Here is a 16,812-nt window from a genome sequence, read left to right as displayed (position 1 = left end):
ACCTCCGCTTCGCTTCTTCCTGGTGTGTCAGCCGCCGAGCGCGAGACTGCGGCGCCGGAAGCCCGCCACGCCCACCACGGTCAGCGCTCCGGCGAGTACCACCATCACCACGATCGGCATCACGGTCAGCGACTCGGCGGGCATGTTCGGCAGGTGGCTGTAGGGCGAGATGTCGAGCAGCCCGTCGGGCAGGTTGAGCAGCGTTCCGAACTGACCGATCACCAGGCAGACGGCGAACGCCGCCCAGGTGACCGTCGCCGCCAGCCGCGGGAGCAGCCCGAAGGCCGCCAGCGCGAAGCCCGCCAGCACCGCGGTCGGTGCCAGCTGCGCCAGCGTCGTCTCCATCAGATCGCCCAGGGCGGCGGTCAGATCGTTCGACACCGCGCCGTACGCCAGGCCGGTGCTGAGCCCGAGGACGGCCAACACCAGCGCCGTGCCCAGCAGGGCGATCAGCGTGTGTGCCAGCAGCCAGTGCGCCCGGCTCACCGAGGTGGCGAGTACGGCCTCGGTGGGCCCGTTCTCCTCGTCGGAGCGCAGCCGGATCAGTGCCTGCACGGTGAAGCCGGAGACGACCACGGCGAGCAGACCCATCATGCCCGCGAAGTACGCGTTCACCAGATCGCCCTCGCCGCCCAGGTCACGGACGAACTGGGCGCTCTTCTCGCTGCTGAACAGATCGTCGACCTGGTCACCGATGCCGCCGAAGACCGCGCCGAAGACCGCGATGCCCACCATCCAGCCGAGCACCAGTCCGCGCTGCAGCCGCCACACGAGCCCGATCGGTTTGAGCATGGCGGAGCTCGCCCGGACCGCGCCGCGCCGTGCGGGCAGCATGCCCGTCCCGACGTCCCGGTGGACGCTCAGCCGCACCGCGAGCAGCACGCTGAGGGCGCAGCACAGCAAGAGCAGCGCCAACGGCCACACCCGGCTCTCTCCGTAGGGCCGCAGTTGCTGGCCCCAGCCGAGTGGCGAGATCCAGCTCGGCCATGCGGGGTTCACCGTGATGTCGTCCGAGGCGGTGTTGCCGAAGGCGTCTCCCGCGGCGCGCAGCAGAAATGTCGTGGCGAGCACGAGACCTCCCAGCCCGGTCGCGGCGCGGGCGCTCTCGGTCAACTGGGCGGCGACCGCCGTGAGGCCGGCGAAGGCGAGCCCCACCGTGCCGAGCGCCAGGCCCGCCAGCGCCGAGCCGCCCGCAGGCAGCCCCATACCGATCAGCGCCAGCGTGCTGAGCACGATGAGCAGCACATTGGCGAGACCGCCGACCAGCAGCGCCGCGGTCAGCTGGGCGTGCCTGCCGACGGCCGCGGAACCCACCAGTTCGGTCCGGCCCAGTTCCTCGTTCTGCCGGGTGTGCCGGACCACGAGCAGGATGTTCATCAGCGCCACGAGGACGCAGGTGAACACCAGCCCCTCCGACACGGTCAGCGCCCCGGTGCTGCTGCCGGGCGCCGGGCCGGTGAACGCACGGGTGACCACGTTGTCCGCGCGCACCTGCGCGTTCTCCAGCCGCGCGGCGTCGGTCTCGTAGAGCCCGGAGATGCTGTTGCCGATGGAGGCGAACAGCGCGGCGAGCCCGACCACCCACAGCGGCAGCCGGAGACGGTCGCGCCGCAACGCCAGCCGGGTCAGTACACCGGTCCCGGTCAGCGCCCTCACCGGGCACCCACCACGGTGTCGGCGGGCTCGGTGGCCTTCTGTTCGCCGTAGTGGCGCAGGAACAGTTCCTCCAGGGTGGGCGGCGCGCTCGTCAGCGACCGGACCCCGAGTGTGGCCAGGTGCCGGTGCACCTCACCGAGCTGGGCGGTGTCCGCCTCGAACTTGGCGTGGTGGCCCTCCACGGAGAGCTTGTGCACGCCGGGCAGCGCCTGCAGGTCGGTCGGCGGCGTCTCGGTCTCCACCTCGAGCGCGGTACGGGTCAGATGGCGCAGCTCGGAAAGGGTGCCGGACTCGACCGTGCGTCCCTCCCGGATGATGCTCACCCGGTCGCACAGCTTCTCCACCTCGGCGAGGATGTGGCTGGAGAGCAGGATCGTCTTGCCTGCCTCGCGGAGCTCCTGGACGCACTCCTGGAAGACGGCCTCCATCAGCGGGTCGAGTCCGGAGGTCGGCTCATCGAGGATGTACAGCTCCACATCGGAGGAGAAGGCCGCCACCAGAGCGACCTTCTGCCGGTTGCCCTTGGAGTAGGTGCGCATCTTCTTGCCCGGGTCGAGGGCGAACTTCTCCAGCAGGTCGCGCCTGCGGGTCTCGTTCAGTCCTCCGCGCAGGGATCCCAGCAGGTCGATCGCCTCGCCGCCGGTCAGGTTCGGCCACAGGTTCACGTCGCCGGGCACGTAGGCCAGCCGGCGGTGCAGTTCGACCGCCTCGTCCCAGGGGTCGCCGCCGAGCAGGGTGGCTTCTCCGGAGTCCTTGCGCAGCAGCCCGAGCAGCACCCTGATGGTGGTGGACTTGCCGGCGCCGTTCGGTCCGAGGAAGCCGTGGACCTCGCCGGAGCGGGCCGTCAGCTGAAGGTGGTCGAGCGCCGTCGTGTCGCCGAAAGTCTTCACCAGGTCGCGGATACTGATCGCGACACCGGGATCACCGCCGGGCGATGGAACGTTGGTCAGCATTGCAAAGCTCCTTGCCGTTCTGCCTACCTTTGGTAAGTAGAGCGTAGCGCAAAACTGACCGGAGGTAAGCGGGGGTGCGGAAAATGGATCAGCAGACAAGTACGCGAGAGCGGATCCTGCACGAGGCGGAGCGGCTGTTCGTGGAGCGCGGCTACCACGCGACGGCCCTGCAGGAGGTCGCCGACCGGGTCGGCATCACCAAGGCCGCGCTGTACTACCACTTCTCCTCGAAGGTCGAGCTCCTCGGTGATCTGCTCGACCCGATGACGGCCGAGCTGGAGCAGGTGCTGGACGACGCGGCCGCCCAGGAGCCCTCCGGTGGCATCGGGGCGGTGCGGGGCACGCTGATAACCGGTTGGCTGGATGTCTTCCTGCGCTACCGCAACACCCTGGTCACCCTGCTGAAGGAGCTGCCTGCGACGCCTTCCGACTCCTTCAACCGGCTGTTGCGGACGATGGAGCACGGCATCGAGGTCGCGGCCGGGGCCGAGGCGGGCGTCCCCGAGCGCATCGCCGTGGCGCAGGCGGTCTCGGCCGTCACCGACCCGGTCGCGCTCATGCCGCAGCTGTCCAACGACGTGCTGCGGGACCACCTGCTGGCCGGTGCCTGGCGGCTGCTGCCGGAGTCGGCCCCGGGGGCGCGCAGGGGGCGCGGCGGGCGCCCCAGGTCACTGTCCGAGGAGGACGCCGACCTCGCCCGGACGCTGTACGCCTCGGGTGAGCACTCGGCGGACTCGATCGCGGCGCGGCTCGGGGTGTCCCGGGCGACGGTGTACCGCCATCTCAAAAAGTGACCCCGAGATTTTGAGACGGTTGTGAGACGGATGCGGAGACATCGCCGGAAGCGCCGAAGCTCTCCAGAGCCTCCTTGAGATCGCTGAGCACGTCCGCCGCCTCGGCGCCGTCGATCACCCGATGATCGAAGGTGAGGGACAGCGGCAGTACCGGTGCGACGGCGACCCTCCCGTCGCGTACCACCGGGCGCTCGGCCACACCGCCCAGACCCAGCGTGATCGTGGTGCCACCGGACGAGTGGAACGAGGTGACCGGCCGGTGGCCCAGCGAGGTCACGGAGAACGTGCCGTTGGTGGTGATCCGGCGGCGCAGCGGCCGGGTGGCCAGCCGGTAGGCGAGGTGCCCGAGCGGTCCCGGGAGGTGATGCAGAGCGCGCACGCCGGCGTACTCGGGCATCCGCTCCGGGTCGCCGTCGCGGTGGTGTGCGATCTGCCCGGCGATGTCGCGCAGGCTCATCGTGTGCAGACCGGGCAGCACGGCGGAGAGGACCACGCGGTGCCCGCCGAGCCGCTTGTCCAGCGTCAGCTTGCCGGCCACCGTGCGGTAGCGGGCCACCCGTGGGCGCAGCCGGCCGCGGAGCGCGGCATTGGCCTCGGGGTGGGCGGCCAGCACCCGTGCCGCCGTGTACAGCACATAGGCCACGGTCGAGCAGCTGCCGCCGTGCGCTGCCGCGTCCCGCTGGTGGCGCCGTACGGCGGTCATGTCGATCTCGGCGCCCAGGAACACCGGTGCGAAGCCGCGGAGCTCCCGGAGGAAGAAGGCGGTGTGCCGGCGCTCCCTGGGGAAGGGGCCGACTGTCATGTCCTTGTTCACGTCCCGTCCGAGCTCCTGCCTGGTGGGATGAGGATCCACGTCGGCCCCATGCTGCCGCCGCCGACTAGAGGCGTCCTCGTCGCGTGCTTCACCGGACGTACCCGCGGGCGGGCCCGGCCGGGCGCCGAGCGCCATTCGGCCCTGGCGCTTTCATGCTTAGGGGGCGCGCCGCCCGCTTCCGGGGCGGGTGTCGTGGTGTCCACCCGCACCGGCGCCTAATCTCGGCGGCGCTGTTCCCAGGCGGACGGCGGGACAGGCGTGCGCACGCCCTCGACGCACTCGCACCGTCAGGTCGGTGGAAAGGGGCCCCGTGACTCTCTACGTCTACGGGCTGGTGGCCGCCTGTTTCCTCGGGCTGGGCTTCGTGCTGCAACAGGACGCCGCCTCCCGCGCCCCGACCGCCGATGTGCTCTCCTTCCGGCTGCTGCTCGACCTGGTGCGCGTTCCGCGCTGGCTGCTGGGCATCGGCAGCATGGTGGTCGGTCAGCTCACCAGCGCCTTCGCCCTGACGCAGGGCGAACTGTCCACCATCGAACCGCTGCTCGCGACGAACCTGCTCTTCGCGATGCTGTTCGCGCGGCGGCTGAGCAGCCAGCGGCTCGGCTGGTCCGGCTGGGCCGGGGTGGTGCTGCTCAGCGGGGGAGTGACCGCCTTCATCGTGGCGGGCCGGCCGGAGGGCACGGACCGCGACGCGGGCCCCCTGCGGCACTGGCTGATCTTCGGTCTGCTGGCCGGGATCGCTGCCGTCCTGGTGCTCATCGCACGCCGGCTCGAACTCTTCAAGGAACCACCCCTGCTGGCGACAGCGGCCGGAGCGCTCTACGGGCTCCAGGACGCCCTGACCCGGGTCTCCGGCGGGATCTACGGCTCCTCCGGGCTGGGCGGTCTGCTGACGAGCTGGCAGCCGTACACCATCGTCGTCCTCGCCGTGGTCGGGCTGGTGCTGGTGCAGAGCGCCTTCGAGGGCGGGCCGCTGCGGATGTCGCTGCCCTCCCTGACGGCTTCCGAGCCGCTGGCCGGGATCGCCTGCGGCATCGGCTTCCTGGGGGACTCGATCCGGCTGACACCGGGTGCCCTGGCGGGCGAGGTCGCCGGGCTGGTGGCCGTGGTCGTCGGAGTCTTCATCCTCGGCAGGCACCCGGTGCTGCCGACGGGCAAGCAGCCCGGCACCGAGGAGGGCTGACGGCCACCGCCTCTGACGGGGAATCAGCGTCAGCGGCCCCGGCGGGCGTTGAGCCGGGCGGCCTGGCGCATCAGGTGGTCGCGCTCGGCGAGGTTCGGTGCCTTGTGCGCCGCCTCGGCGTACAGCCGTGCCGCCGTCGCCAGGTCGCCGTCGCGCTCGTGGAGGTACGCCGCCACCGCGGCGTGGCGGGGAACAGGGTGCTCCCCGCTCGAGCGCAGCCGGGAGTTCGGGGAAGAGGCGTCCAGCTCCGAGAGCGCCGCCAGGCCGGCGCGCGGTCCGTCGGCCTCACCGACGGCGACCGCGCGGTTGAGCCGGACGACCGGACTGTCGGTCAGGCGCGTGAGCTCGTCGTACCACTCGACGATCTGCACCCAGTCGGTCTCCTCGGCGGTGGGCGCGTCGGCGTGGAGCGCCGCGATCGCGGCCTGGGCCTGGAACTCGCCCAGCCGGTCACGGGCGAGGGCCGCCTGCAGGATCCCGACGCCCTCGGCGATCAATGCGGTGTCCCACCGGCCGCGGTCCTGCTCGGCGAGCGGCACGAGGCTGCCGTCGGACGCGGTCCGGGCGGTCCGCCGGGCGTGGTGGAGCAGCATGAGGGCGAGCAGCCCGGCCACCTCGGGGTGATCGATGCGGGCCGCGAGCTGCCGGGTGAGCCGGATGGCCTCGGCGGCCAGGTCGACATCGCCGGAGTAGCCCTCGTTGAAGACCAGGTAGAGGACGCGCAGCACGGTGGCGACATCGCCGGGCCGGTCCAGGCGCACACCGGAGACGGTGCGCTTGGCCCGGCTGATCCGTTGCGCCATGGTCGACTCGGGCACCAGATAGGCCTGGGCGATCTGGCGGGTGGTCAGCCCGCCGACGGCGCGCAGCGTGAGCGCGACCGCCGAGGCCGGGGTCAGCGACGGGTGGGCGCACAGGAAGTAGAGCTGGAGCGTGTCGTCCACCGCGGGCGGCGGCTCGGGAGCCGGCTCCTCCTCGACACGTTTCTCACGCCGGCGGCGGGCGACGTCGGCGCGCGTCGCGTCGAGGAACTTGCGCCAGGCCACGGTGATCAGCCAGCCCTTGGTGTCCCGCACCGGGTGTCCGCTGCTCGAAGAGGCCGGGGACGGGTCGGCCGCCCCGCCCCGGAGCGCCTCGACCAGAGCGTCCTGCACGGCGTCCTCGGCCGCCGCGAAGTCGGCTCCGCGGCGGACGAGGACGGCGATCACGCTCGGCGTGAGGCTCCTGAGCAATGCCTCGTCCAACGGTGGTGTCACTCGGTGATGGTGGGCGGTTCGGTCAGGAATGGGCGCAGCTCCAGCCACTCGTGGATCGGCTTGCCGCCGGCGCCGGGGGCTGCCGACAGCTCCCCTGCCAGTTCGACGGCGCGTTCGTAGCTGTCGACGTCGATGACCATCCAGCCGGCGATGAGGTCCTTGGTCTCCGCGAAGGGGCCGTCGGTGACCGGCGGGCGTCCCTCACCGTCGTAGCGGACCCAGGCTCCCTCGGGGGCGAGTGCCTGGCCGTCGATGAATTCGCCGGTCTTCTCCAGCCGGGCCGCGAAGTCGTTCATGTACTGGACGTGTGCCGAGATCTCCTCGGGGCTCCATCGGTCCATCGGCACGTCGTTGACCGCGGCCGGGGCGCCTCGGTAGTGCTTCAGCAGCAGATACTTGGCCATCGTGGCTCTCCTCGGTGCTCGTGCGACCCATTGTGGTCGCGTTCACCCCTGGGACGGAGCCGGACACCGATTCTCGACATCGCCGTCCGATCTTTTTCCCGGCCGGCTTCGGTGCGCGGAGAGATGGCCCGAAAGGGGCGCTGAACCGCAGGTCCGCGCCGTCCCGCGCTGGTGCGCGCCTGCTCCTGGACACCCGCGCCCCCACGCATAGGTGTGCGCTCAGTGGGGACCCGCTGGAGCGCACACGAGATGACGGAAAGGACGTGAGGCACGTGCGTGTTGCCTTTCTCGTCGCGCCCGAGGGCGCCGAACAGATCGAGCTGACCGACCCCTGGGACGCCGTCAAGGACGCGGGCGGTACGCCTGTGCTGCTCTCCACCCGAGGCGACACCGTCCAGGCGTTCAACCATCTGGACAAGGCCGACACCTTCCCCGTCGACCAACTCGTCCCGCAGGCCGCACCCGGCGACTTCGACGGGCTCGTACTGCCCGGTGGTGTCGCCAACCCGGACCTGTTGCGCACCGACGAGCAGGCCGTCGCATTCGTGCGGGGCTTCTTCGACTCGGGTCTCCCCGTCGCGGCGATCTGTCACGCACCCTGGACCCTGGTCGAGGCCGACGTGGTGCGCGGCCGCACCCTGACCTCCTATCCCAGCCTGCGTACCGACATCCGCAACGCCGGTGGCACCTGGGTCGACGAGCAGGTCAAGGTCTGCGACGGGGGCAACAACAAGCTGATCACCAGCCGCAAGCCGGACGACCTCAAGGCATTCGACAAGGCGTTCCTGGCGGAGTTCGGCGCCGGCGGCTGACGGCAGCCGACGGCCGGCTGCTCCGCCCCGATACGGTCCGTAGCGGTCGGGCCTGCCCTCGCGTCCTGTCACTCACGGGTGGCGAACACACCAAGGGTGACCAGGCCCAGTACCACCCAGCAGAACCACAGCCACCCGCTGCTCCCCAGCGCCGCGGTGTACGCCGTCACCACCACGAGACCGACGACCGTGCAGACGGTCATCGCCTTCGCGGACACCGGCATGCGCGTCAGACCAGACATCACAACACCGTCCTCCTCCCGGCGGCCCCGGGACGCACGGTCGCGCACGCACAAGGGCCGCGGCCAGGTCCCCATGGTCCCTCGCTCGCGGCCCCGTGCGCCACTGCGCACCTCAATGCGCCCGTGTCAGCCGCCGCCACGCGCCCCTACGGGCGCCCGGCGACGGTGTGCTCTCATCCCCGGGTCTGCAAGGAGGCGAGGTAGGCGTTGTAGTCGGCCAGTTCCTTGTCGCCGTCCCGGTCGGCCTTGCGGTCCCGGCGGCGGGCCTGGCGCTGCTCGGTCACATACCACTGGAACACCAGCGCGATCAGCACCAGCACCGAGGGGATCTCGCTGAACGCCCAGGCGATGCCCCCGGCCGCCGTCTGGTCCGAGAGTGCGCTCACCCCCAGCGAGGCGGGCGGATCGGCGTAGGTCTCCACCATCGGCTCGGAGGCCATCATCAGCGCGATGCCGAAGAAGGCGTGGAACGGCATCCCCGCGAACAGCTCCAGCATCCGCATCACGTAGCCGGGGCGGTGCGGGCCCGGGTCCACACCCATGATCGGCCAGAAGAAGACCAGGCCGACGGCGAGGAAGTGCACCATCATCGCGATGTGCCCGGCCTTGGAGCCCATCAGGAAGTCGAACAGCGGGGTGAAGTACAGCGCGTACAGGCTCGCGATGAACAGCGGGATGGTGAACGCCGGATGCGAGATCACCCGCACATAGCGGCTGTGCAGCAGCGCCACCAGCACCTCGCGCGGCCCCTTGCGCATCCCCTGGCTGCGGGCCGCCGAGGGCAGCGCCCGCAGCGCGAGCGTGACGGGGGCGCCCAGCAGCAACAGGATCGGCGACAGCATACTGATCACCATGTGCTGCACCATGTGCACGCTGAAGAGCACCATGCCGTACTCGTTGAGCGCGGTGCACATCACCAGCGCCACCGTCGCCACACCGACCGCGAAGCCGACGGTGCGCCCCACCGGCCAGGCGTCGCCCCTGCGCCGGAGCCGCACCACCCCCCAGCCGTAGAGCGCCAGCGCCAGCAGGCACCCCACCAGGAAGAACGGCTCGCCCGTGAACTCCAGGCCCCGCGCGACCGTGAACGGCGGTAGGTCCATCGTCATGCCGTGTCCGCCGTGATCCATCCGAACTCTCCCGCAACCGACCGATACGCCCGCACCAGACTAGAACCGCCCGCTGAGGCCGCTCTCACGGGGGCGGCCTCAGCGGGCGGTCCTGTCACTCGATCCGGTGGGAACGAGCCACCGGACAAGCGCGCGCGGAGCGGGAGGATCAGGCCGGCTGCGTCGCGGCGACGATCCGCTCCTGCCGCAGCGCCTCGTACCAGGTGTCGTCGGTCGGTGGCAGCGCGTTCACATCGAGCGACAGCTTGATCAGCAGATCCGCGATCTGCGGGTTGCGGGCCAGGACCGGTCCGTGCAGATACGTCCCGAAGACCGTGTCCCGCCAGGCACCCTCGGTGCCGTCGCCCGTGCCGTTGCCGTTCCCGAGCCGCACCCGGGCGAGCGGGCGCACCCCGGGACCGAGGTGGGTGATGCCCTGGTGGTTCTCGAAGCCGGTGAGCTCGGGGAGGCGCAGCTGATCGTCGGCTTCGCCGAGGACGTCGCCCACACACCGCTCGGCCTCGCCCCGGCTGCTGACCACGTCCAGCAGTCCGAGCCCGGCGGAGCGCTCGCCGAGGTCGTTGACGAACTCGTGGCCCATGATCTGGTAGCCGGCGCACACCGCGAAGACGATGGCGCCGTTGTCCACGGCACGGTTCAGACCGCCGTCGCGCAGCAGCCGCTCGGCCGCCAGCCGCTGCGGCCGGTCCTCGCCGCCGCCGATCAGATAGATGTCACCGGACGTCGGGATCGGCTGGTCCGAGCGGACGTCCAGCCGCTGGACGTCCAGACCGCGCTGCCGGGCCCGCCGCTCCACCACGAGCACGTTGCCCTGGTCGCCGTACGTGCTCAGCAGGTCGGGGTAGACCCAGACCACACGCAGACTCGTGTCACTCATGCCGCCAGTCTCCTTGAGCGGATCGATGGGTCGGGCGCGCGACGGCCCGGAATCCCAAGATACGGGTGATCAGTTGCCGACGGCGCGGCGCAGGTCCTGGAACGCGGTGTAGTTCGCGATGGTCTCGATCCGCCCCGGCGGGCACCTGCGTACCGCGTCCTCGGGGCTCTCGCACACCTGGAAGGGGACACCCGCGACCTCCAGCCGCACCGCGAGGTCCAGCTTGCGGTCGCCGAGGACGCAGATGGGGTGCCCGGCCAGCCGCCCGTAGTCCACGTCCCACAGCCACGAGGTGTCGGTGCCGTCCGCGCTGCGGGCGTTCACCGAGAGGATCACCGGGGTCGGCGGCGGGTCGATCAGGGAGAACGTCTCCAGCCATCCGGCGGGGTTCTTGGCCAGCAGCAGCCGCATGTCGCGGCCCTGGTACTGCACCACGTCGTACCGTCCGGCGACGGCCTTGACCGCGTACATCCGCTCCAGCGCGACCTGCGGCGGTACCCCGAAGGCGGCGGCCACGGCGGCGGAAGTGGCGGCGTTCGCCTTGTTGGCGCGGCCGGGGAGCTGGAGGTGGATGGGCCAGGCGGAGCCGTGCGGATCCAGTACGTGATCGCCGGACAGCGCCCAGGTGGGGAGGGGGCGGCGGAAGCCGCACTCGGCACAGAACCAGTCGTCGCCGGGACGCTGCATCACGCCGCCGCACGCCGGGCAGGACCAGGCGTCGTCCTTCCACTCCTGGCCTGCGGCCACCCACACCACATTGGGGGAGGAGGAGGCCGCCCAGACCACCAGCGGGTCGTCGGCGTTGGCGATGATGACGGCCTTCTGCCCCGAGAGGCCCTCGCGCCACCGCTCGGCGAGCATCCGTGTCTCGCCGGCGCGGTCGAGCTGGTCACGGGAGAGGTTCAGCAGCGCTATGGCCTTCGGGGTCACGTCCCTGGCCACGCCGGCAAGGTACTTCTCGTCCACCTCGATGACGCCGTAGCGCGCGTCCGAGCCGCCGGCCAGCGCCGAGGTGATACCGGCAGGCATGTTGGCGCCCAGTGCGTTGGAGACCACCTCGCCGTTGGCGCGCAGCGCCTCGGCGATCAGCCGGGTGGTCGTCGTCTTGCCGTTGGTGGCGGACACCAGGACCACGTCCAGGTGCTGGGCAAGCCGTTGCAGCAGGTCAGGGTCGAGCCTGAGCGCTACCTTGCCGCCGATCACCGACCCGCTGCCGCGGCCCGCAGCCCGCGACACCGCCGCGGCTGCCCTGCCCGCCGTCACGGCCAGCCGGGACCGTGGCGACAGCGGCTCCGTGTTGCCTGCCATCGTGTCTGAACCTCCTTGCCCCTCGCGCATGAAGAGAAGCCTACCGAGATCCTGCCGGGGCCCCGACCGCGCCACCCCTGGGAAGATCGACAATGCGTCGCCGGGCGTACGCTGACTGCCATGCGACGCGGCCCGATTCCCGGCGGTTCGGGTGCCGTACACCCGCTGCGGACGTACGGCGACCCGGTGCTGCACACTCCCAGCCGCCCGGTGGTGGCCGAGGACCGCCGCATGCTGCCGGGGCTGGTGGAGGACCTCTACGCGACGATGTACGCGGCCCACGGGGTCGGGCTGGCCGCCTGCCAGATCGGCGTACCGCTGCGGGTGTTCGTCTTCGACTGCCCGGACGACGAGGACCGCCGTCACCGTGGGTATGTGGTCAACCCGCGTATGGTGCGCATGGACGGGGTGACCGTGCGCGGCCCCGAGGGCTGCCTCTCACTGCCCGGGCTGGAGGCCCCCACGCGGCGTGCCGACGTGGCCGTCGTCGAGGGCGAGGACGCGGCCGGGGCGCCGGTGCTGATCGAGGGCACCGGCTACTTCGCGCGCTGCCTGCAGCACGAGTACGACCATCTGGAGGGCAGCGTCTACACGGACCGGCTCACGGGATGGGCCCGCCGCCGCACGCTCCGCAAGGCGGGAGGGCGCACCCGATAAGAGGCGGGAAGGGGCGCGGGGGACTGCGCGACCAGCCACCGGGGGCCCGCAGGCTGCGGACGACGCATCGGGGCACCCCGTGACCAGCAAAGCGGGAGGGGGCTCAGAAACGGGGCCCGCCCACGCGGTCGCCCGCGGCTGCGAGCCGTCCCCACAGCAGATCCGCCAGGTGCCGTACCAGTCGGGCCCGGTCGCACGGCTTTTCCCGCAGCCACCAGTCACCGGCGGCATGCATCATGCCGACTATGCCGTGCCCCCACACCCGGGCCAGCTCCTCGCTCTCGGGCCCCAGGTCGAGCCGTTCGGCGATCACCTTGGCCAGCTCCTCGCCCAGCCGCCGCAGCAGCGGTGCCGAGTGCTGTCCCACGTCGAACCCGCGCTCGCTGCTGGAGGAGTCCTCGGCCGGATGCATCAGGAACCGGTAGACCTGCGGATGGGCCGCGATGGCGGCCAGATAGGTGTCCAGGGTCGCCTCGACGCGCTCGCGCCGCTCGCGGGGGGCGTCGAGTGCGGCGCGCAGGGAAGCCAGCAGGGCGTCGGTGTGCCGGATGGCGAGTGCGCGGTAGAGGCCGCCCTTGTCGCCGAAGTGCCGGTAGAGAATGGGCTTGGTGATGCCCGCCTCGGCGGCGATGGCGTTCATGGAGGCCCCGGGACCGTCGCGCAGTACGACGCTCGGCGGCCTCCAACAGCTGTCTGCGGCGTTGCTCGGTGCTGTCGGCCCGGTCGGCCTGCCGTGCGGTCCCCATGGTGTGTCTCCCCGCCCCTGTCTGCGATTTCCCCGCCGCAACGTAACACCCTCACGTGCGCGAATGCCTGGGCGAACGGGAGTTGACAGGGGCTACTCACGGGTAACAGACTGCGGATTACCGATGGTAACGAATTCCGGAGACAGGCGGAGGACCCCGACGATGGCCGAGACCGAGTTCGCACTGGATCTCAACGACGACCAGAAGGAAGTCCGAAGCTGGCTCCACGGGTTCGCCGCCGATGTGATGCGCCCCGCGGCCGCCGAGTGGGACGAGCGCGAGGAGACCCCCTGGCCGATCATCCAGGAGGCCGCCAAGATCGGTCTGTACTCGCTCGACTTCTACGCCCAGCAGTACTTCGACCCCACCGGGCTCGGCATCCCCATGACGATGGAGGAGCTGTTCTGGGGCGACGCGGGAATCGCGCTGTCCATCGTCGGTACCGGTCTGGCCGCCGTCGGGGTGCTCGCCAACGGCACCGAGGAGCAGATCGGCACCTGGGTACCGCAGATGTACGGCGACACCAATGATGTGAAGGTCGCCGCCTTCTGCTCCTCCGAACCCGACGCCGGCTCCGACGTGGCCTCCATGCGCACCCGGGCCGTCTACGACGAGGCCAAGGACGAGTGGGTGCTCAACGGCACCAAGACCTGGGCGACCAACGGCGGCATCGCCGATGTGCATGTCGTCGTCGCCAGCGTCGACCCCGAACTCGGCTCCAAGGGTCACGCCTCCTTCATCGTCCCGCCGGGCACCCCGGGCCTGGCGCAGGGCCAGAAGTTCAAGAAGCACGGCATCCGCGCCTCGCACACCGCCGAAGTCGTCCTCGACGACGTCCGGGTGCCCGGACACTGCCTGCTCGGCGGCAAGGAGAAGCTGGACGAGCGGCTGGCCCGCGCCCGCGAGCGGGCCGAGCAGGGCAGTGGCGAGAGGGTCAAGAACGCGGCCATGGCCACCTTCGAGGCGTCCCGCCCCGCCGTCGGCGCCATGGCGGTCGGCACCGCTCGCGCCGCCTACGAGGTCGCGCTCGAATACGCCAAGACCCGCGAGCAGTTCGGCCGCCCCATCATCGACAACCAGGGGGTCGCCTTCCAACTCGCCGACATGCGCACCAGCGTGGACGCCGCGCGGCTGCTGGTGTGGCGGGCCTCCTGGATGGGCGTGACGGGCCGTAAGTTCGAGTCGGCCGAGGGCTCCATGTCCAAGCTGTTCGCCAGTGAGACGGCCAAGAAGGTGACGGCCCAGGCCATCCAGCTCCTCGGCGGCAACGGCTACACCCGCGAGTACCCGGTCGAGCGGATGCACCGGGACGCGGCGATCTACTCCATATTCGAGGGCACCAGCGAGATCCAGCGCCTGGTCATCGCCCGCACCCTCTCCGGCATGCCGATCCGCTGAGCCCGGCCGCCGCCCGGCTGCGCCGCACAGCGGTGGCGCAGCCGGACGGCTACAGCTCGAACCGGGGGGCCGACCGGGTGAGCACCGCCGAGCGGGAGACGACAGCCCAGTGGGCGCGCAGCGCGTCGGCGAGGACATCCATCAGCTCCGCCACCTCACCCGGGGCCTTCTCGTGCAGGCCCTCCGCGATGATCAGTACCTCGGCCGTCTCCTCCCGCACGGCGGAGTGGCCGCTCTGCCGATTGGTCCAGCGCCGCGCGTGCGCCCGGCCCGCGTCGTCGGCGAAGATCACCTCGCCGGGTTCGGGGTGCTCCTCGCTGCCGCTGAAGGTCTCGTAGACCTCGTCGCCCTCGGCGTGCCGCACCCGCAGATCGCCGGTGATCCGCGCCAGGTCGAAGACGCCCACCGGGATCGCGAAGGCGAGCGAGGCGGCGTTGCACAGGTCGATCAGCGGGTGAATGCCCGGCAGGGAGCCCTCCTTGCGGAAGCGCCGCAGCAGTGACTCGGCCGCGCAGCGGTACTGGGTCGGCTTGAGGCCCAGCGTCGCGAAGGCCCGCCGCCACGCCTGGATCTGCGGCAGCGTGCTCTCCTGGCCCCCGCCGTGCGCGTTGCGGGCCGCCGCCCGTGCGGACAGCCGCTCCACGGCGCCCTCGACGGGCGCTTCGGCCGTGATGCCCTTGGCGTGCAGCACGCCGGGCACCAGTCGGGGGAAGTCCCGCCACAGCTGCGGGGAGTGCTCGAAATGCATGGTTGCTCTCTCCTTGTGAGGGCCGGTGGTGTGGTCAGAAGAAGGCGAGTCGGGCACCGAGCGCGGCGAACGTACCGGCGAAGACCCGGCGCATCCAGCGCACCACCCGCGGCCGCGCGACGACGTGGGCGCGCATGGTCGCCGCCGCCAGTCCGTAGCCGGCGAAGACCAGCATGGTCAGCAGTACGAACACGGCGCTCAGTTCCGCCATCCGCCACAGGGTGTGCGGGTCGTCCTCCCGGACGAACTGCGGCAGGAACGCCATGAAGAAGAGTGTCACCTTCGGGTTGAGGACATTGAGCAGTACGGCGGACACGATGATCCGCGACGCCGAGCGCTGAGCACCCCCAGCCTCGTCGTCCCCCTCCGGCACCGGCGGCGCGGACGCCTCCCGCAGCGTGCTCCATGCCATCCAGAGCAGATAGCCGACGCCCAGGTACTTGAGGACCTGGAACGCCATCGACCCGGCGTGCAGCAGCGCGGCGAGACCGGTGACCGCCGCCAGCGCGTGCGGGAGGGTACTGAGAGTGCAGCCGAGGGCGGTCAGCAGACCGGCTCGTCTGCCGTGCGAGAGCCCGGCCGCGAGGGTGCACAGGACACCGGTGCCGGGCGTCACCACGACCACCAGTGCGGTCAGCAGAAACTCCATGCCTTGACCCTCCCGGCACAATGGGCCGGTGAACAGAGCCAAAGGATCTTCGGTCGACAGGACCAAACGCGGGACGGTGAAAGGGGGGCCGGGCGCTCCCGCCGCCTCCGACTTCCTCCAGCTCACCGCCGACCAGGCACCCAAGGGCGGGCTGTCCGACTGGCTCGTCGGGGAGATCAGGCGTGCCATCGCCGACGGCCGGCTGCCCACCGGCAGCCGGCTGCCCGCCACCCGCGTCCTGGCCGCCGACCTCCAGGTGTCGCGGGGCGTGGTGACCGAGTCCTACCGCCGTCTGGTCGAGGACGGCCACGTGGTGGGCCGGGGCCGTGCGGGCACCGTGGTCGCCGCCACCCCGCTGAACGGGGCGCCCGGCGCGGCGGACGCCGCCGGGAGCGCCGCCACCGGCGGTCCGGCGGCCACCGGTGTGTTCGACGCCCCGCCCGGCGCCGACGTCTTCGACGCCTTCCGTGCCGCGCCCGCCCGTATCGACCTGTCGCCGGGCCAGCCCGACCTCGCCGCGTTCCCCCGTACCGCCTGGCTGCGGGCCGAACGGGCCGTGCTGGCCGAACTGGCCTCCGCCGATCTGGGGTACGGCGATCCGCGCGGCACCCTCGCGCTGCGCCGCGCGGTCGCCGGATGGCTGCGCGTCAACCGGGGCATCACGGCCGAGCCCGAGGAGATCATCATTGTTGCCGGCACCGCCCAGGCGCTCGGTCTGGTGGCCCAGGTGCTGCGCGCCGAGGGCGTGGACCGGCTCGCCGTCGAGGACCCCTGCTCCCTGGGCGCCCGCCAGCATCTGCACAACTGGGGGCTGACGACCCCGCCCGTGCCCGTCGACTCCGAGGGCGTACGCGTCGACGCGCTCCGCGCCACCGCGGCGCCCGCCGTACTGCTGACCCCGGCGCACCAGTTCCCCACCGGTGTCGTCCTCGGCGGTGAGCGCCGCCGGGAACTGCTGCGCTGGGCGGGGGAGGGCGGCCTGCTCATCGAGGACGACTACGACGCCGAACACCGCTACGACCGCGCCCCGGTGGCGGCGCTGGCGGCGATGGCCCCGGAGCACGTCTGCTACTCCGGCAGCGTCTCCAAACTCCTCGCCCCCGCCCTCCGGGTCGGCTGGCTGCTGGCTCCCGCCCGCTACCGCACAGCACTGACCGACGCCAAACGCTTCGCCGACCTCGGCAC

The 16,812-nt window shown here is 71.5% G+C and carries 17 protein-coding genes and 1 pseudogene; 6 read left to right on the top strand and 12 right to left on the bottom strand.

Annotation, left to right across the window (positions count from 1 at the left end; all coding sequences use genetic code 11):
- Nucleotides 1–27: 27 nt before the first annotated feature.
- Both KBY19_RS26380 and KBY19_RS26375 read right to left on the bottom strand, forming a co-directional pair.
- A complete protein-coding gene (locus KBY19_RS26380) occupies nucleotides 28–1,656 on the bottom strand; it encodes an ABC transporter permease (protein ID WP_099878108.1) in 1,629 nt (542 codons plus the stop codon).
- Nucleotides 1,653–2,609 (bottom strand): ABC transporter ATP-binding protein, encoded by a 957-nt coding sequence (locus KBY19_RS26375; RefSeq protein ID WP_099878105.1) that lies wholly within the window; start codon nucleotides 2,607–2,609, stop codon nucleotides 1,653–1,655. The genes KBY19_RS26380 and KBY19_RS26375 overlap by 4 nt, the downstream gene beginning before the upstream one ends.
- A gap of 83 nt (nucleotides 2,610–2,692) precedes the next feature.
- Here KBY19_RS26375 and KBY19_RS26370 point away from each other — a divergent pair, with 83 nt between their 5' ends.
- A complete protein-coding gene (locus KBY19_RS26370) occupies nucleotides 2,693–3,403 on the top strand; it encodes a TetR family transcriptional regulator (RefSeq protein ID WP_210966837.1) in 711 nt (236 codons plus the stop codon).
- On the opposite strand, the gene KBY19_RS26365 is transcribed toward KBY19_RS26370, so the two are convergent.
- Nucleotides 3,393–4,205, bottom strand: coding sequence for a 2-oxo acid dehydrogenase subunit E2 (locus tag KBY19_RS26365; protein ID WP_099886284.1), 813 nt, complete (start codon nucleotides 4,203–4,205; stop codon nucleotides 3,393–3,395). The two genes, KBY19_RS26370 and KBY19_RS26365, sit on opposite strands and share 11 nt — an antisense overlap.
- Nucleotides 4,206–4,527: 322 nt before the next feature.
- Here KBY19_RS26365 and KBY19_RS26360 point away from each other — a divergent pair, with 322 nt between their 5' ends.
- A complete protein-coding gene (locus tag KBY19_RS26360) occupies nucleotides 4,528–5,400 on the top strand; it encodes a DMT family transporter (RefSeq protein WP_099878099.1) in 873 nt (290 codons plus the stop codon).
- 29 nt (nucleotides 5,401–5,429) lie between these two features.
- Here KBY19_RS26360 and KBY19_RS26355 read toward each other — a convergent pair whose 3' ends face one another.
- Both KBY19_RS26355 and KBY19_RS26350 read right to left on the bottom strand, forming a co-directional pair.
- Nucleotides 5,430–6,644, bottom strand: a complete 1,215-nt coding sequence (locus tag KBY19_RS26355) for an RNA polymerase sigma factor (protein ID WP_210966843.1) — start codon at nucleotides 6,642–6,644, stop codon at nucleotides 5,430–5,432.
- A gap of 8 nt (nucleotides 6,645–6,652) precedes the next feature.
- Complete coding sequence (locus tag KBY19_RS26350) at nucleotides 6,653–7,060, bottom strand: YciI family protein (RefSeq protein WP_099878093.1); 408 nt, start codon at nucleotides 7,058–7,060, stop codon at nucleotides 6,653–6,655.
- Nucleotides 7,061–7,332: 272 nt separating this feature from the next.
- Between KBY19_RS26350 and KBY19_RS26345 the strand changes: the two genes are divergently transcribed.
- Complete coding sequence (locus KBY19_RS26345) at nucleotides 7,333–7,872, top strand: type 1 glutamine amidotransferase domain-containing protein (protein WP_099878090.1); 540 nt, start codon at nucleotides 7,333–7,335, stop codon at nucleotides 7,870–7,872.
- 68 nt (nucleotides 7,873–7,940) lie between these two features.
- Here KBY19_RS26345 and KBY19_RS26340 read toward each other — a convergent pair whose 3' ends face one another.
- The 4 genes from KBY19_RS26340 to KBY19_RS26325 all read right to left on the bottom strand — a co-directional run bounded on the left by KBY19_RS26340 (nucleotide 7,941) and on the right by KBY19_RS26325 (nucleotide 11,429).
- A complete protein-coding gene (locus KBY19_RS26340; protein WP_180289490.1) occupies nucleotides 7,941–8,114 on the bottom strand; it encodes a hypothetical protein in 174 nt (57 codons plus the stop codon).
- A gap of 173 nt (nucleotides 8,115–8,287) precedes the next feature.
- Nucleotides 8,288–9,244, bottom strand: coding sequence for a cytochrome c oxidase assembly protein (locus tag KBY19_RS26335; RefSeq protein WP_099878087.1), 957 nt, complete (start codon nucleotides 9,242–9,244; stop codon nucleotides 8,288–8,290).
- Nucleotides 9,245–9,392: 148 nt separating this feature from the next.
- Nucleotides 9,393–10,121, bottom strand: a complete 729-nt coding sequence (locus KBY19_RS26330; protein WP_185016186.1) for a type 1 glutamine amidotransferase — start codon at nucleotides 10,119–10,121, stop codon at nucleotides 9,393–9,395.
- A 69-nt stretch (nucleotides 10,122–10,190) separates the two neighbouring features.
- Nucleotides 10,191–11,429: a MurT ligase domain-containing protein gene (locus KBY19_RS26325; protein ID WP_099878081.1), complete on the bottom strand. Its 1,239-nt coding sequence runs from the start codon at nucleotides 11,427–11,429 to the stop codon at nucleotides 10,191–10,193.
- Between the two features lie 120 nt (nucleotides 11,430–11,549).
- Here KBY19_RS26325 and def point away from each other — a divergent pair, with 120 nt between their 5' ends.
- Complete coding sequence (gene def / locus KBY19_RS26320) at nucleotides 11,550–12,086, top strand: peptide deformylase (protein WP_185016185.1); 537 nt, start codon at nucleotides 11,550–11,552, stop codon at nucleotides 12,084–12,086.
- A 103-nt stretch (nucleotides 12,087–12,189) separates the two neighbouring features.
- Here the strand turns inward: def and KBY19_RS26315 are convergent.
- Nucleotides 12,190–12,832, bottom strand: a pseudogene (locus tag KBY19_RS26315) (TetR family transcriptional regulator).
- Nucleotides 12,833–12,994: 162 nt separating this feature from the next.
- Between KBY19_RS26315 and KBY19_RS26310 the strand changes: the two are divergent.
- Complete coding sequence (locus tag KBY19_RS26310) at nucleotides 12,995–14,230, top strand: acyl-CoA dehydrogenase family protein (protein WP_099878074.1); 1,236 nt, start codon at nucleotides 12,995–12,997, stop codon at nucleotides 14,228–14,230.
- A gap of 49 nt (nucleotides 14,231–14,279) precedes the next feature.
- Here KBY19_RS26310 and KBY19_RS26305 read toward each other — a convergent pair whose 3' ends face one another.
- Both KBY19_RS26305 and KBY19_RS26300 read right to left on the bottom strand, forming a co-directional pair.
- Complete coding sequence (locus KBY19_RS26305; protein ID WP_210966836.1) at nucleotides 14,280–14,978, bottom strand: B3/4 domain-containing protein; 699 nt, start codon at nucleotides 14,976–14,978, stop codon at nucleotides 14,280–14,282.
- Nucleotides 14,979–15,012: 34 nt separating this feature from the next.
- The gene (locus KBY19_RS26300; RefSeq protein WP_099878068.1) at nucleotides 15,013–15,627 is read right to left on the bottom strand and encodes a LysE family translocator; all 615 of its coding nucleotides are present in this window, start codon (nucleotides 15,625–15,627) and stop codon (nucleotides 15,013–15,015) included.
- 76 nt (nucleotides 15,628–15,703) lie between these two features.
- Here KBY19_RS26300 and KBY19_RS26295 point away from each other — a divergent pair.
- The coding region (locus KBY19_RS26295) for a PLP-dependent aminotransferase family protein (protein WP_307843627.1) at nucleotides 15,704–16,812 on the top strand (1,109 nt) is incomplete at its 3' end.

Origin of the sequence: Streptomyces sp. B15 (assembly GCF_018070605.1) — a bacterium.
GTDB classification, from domain to species: Bacteria; Actinomycetota; Actinomycetes; order Streptomycetales; family Streptomycetaceae; genus Streptomyces; species Streptomyces smyrnaeus.
Note: the sequence above shows the minus strand (reverse complement) of the source record. Positions and strands in the feature narration are given on the sequence as shown.

What these genes read in the sequence shown, in the direction of transcription:
- KBY19_RS26375 (WP_099878105.1), bottom strand. Translation starts at nt 2,609, where the DNA reads ATGCTGACCAACGTTCCATCGCCCGGCGGTGATCCCGGTGTCGCGATC.
- KBY19_RS26370 (WP_210966837.1), top strand. Translation starts at nt 2,693, where the DNA reads ATGGATCAGCAGACAAGTACGCGAGAGCGGATCCTGCACGAGGCGGAG.
- KBY19_RS26365 (WP_099886284.1), bottom strand. Translation starts at nt 4,205, where the DNA reads ATGACAGTCGGCCCCTTCCCCAGGGAGCGCCGGCACACCGCCTTCTTC.
- KBY19_RS26350 (WP_099878093.1), bottom strand. Translation starts at nt 7,060, where the DNA reads ATGGCCAAGTATCTGCTGCTGAAGCACTACCGAGGCGCCCCGGCCGCG.
- KBY19_RS26340 (WP_180289490.1), bottom strand. Translation starts at nt 8,114, where the DNA reads ATGTCTGGTCTGACGCGCATGCCGGTGTCCGCGAAGGCGATGACCGTC.
- KBY19_RS26335 (WP_099878087.1), bottom strand. Translation starts at nt 9,244, where the DNA reads ATGGATCACGGCGGACACGGCATGACGATGGACCTACCGCCGTTCACG.
- KBY19_RS26330 (WP_185016186.1), bottom strand. Translation starts at nt 10,121, where the DNA reads ATGAGTGACACGAGTCTGCGTGTGGTCTGGGTCTACCCCGACCTGCTG.
- KBY19_RS26325 (WP_099878081.1), bottom strand. Translation starts at nt 11,429, where the DNA reads ATGGCAGGCAACACGGAGCCGCTGTCGCCACGGTCCCGGCTGGCCGTG.
- def (WP_185016185.1), top strand. Translation starts at nt 11,550, where the DNA reads ATGCGACGCGGCCCGATTCCCGGCGGTTCGGGTGCCGTACACCCGCTG.
- KBY19_RS26310 (WP_099878074.1), top strand. Translation starts at nt 12,995, where the DNA reads ATGGCCGAGACCGAGTTCGCACTGGATCTCAACGACGACCAGAAGGAA.
- KBY19_RS26305 (WP_210966836.1), bottom strand. Translation starts at nt 14,978, where the DNA reads ATGCATTTCGAGCACTCCCCGCAGCTGTGGCGGGACTTCCCCCGACTG.
- KBY19_RS26300 (WP_099878068.1), bottom strand. Translation starts at nt 15,627, where the DNA reads ATGGAGTTTCTGCTGACCGCACTGGTGGTCGTGGTGACGCCCGGCACC.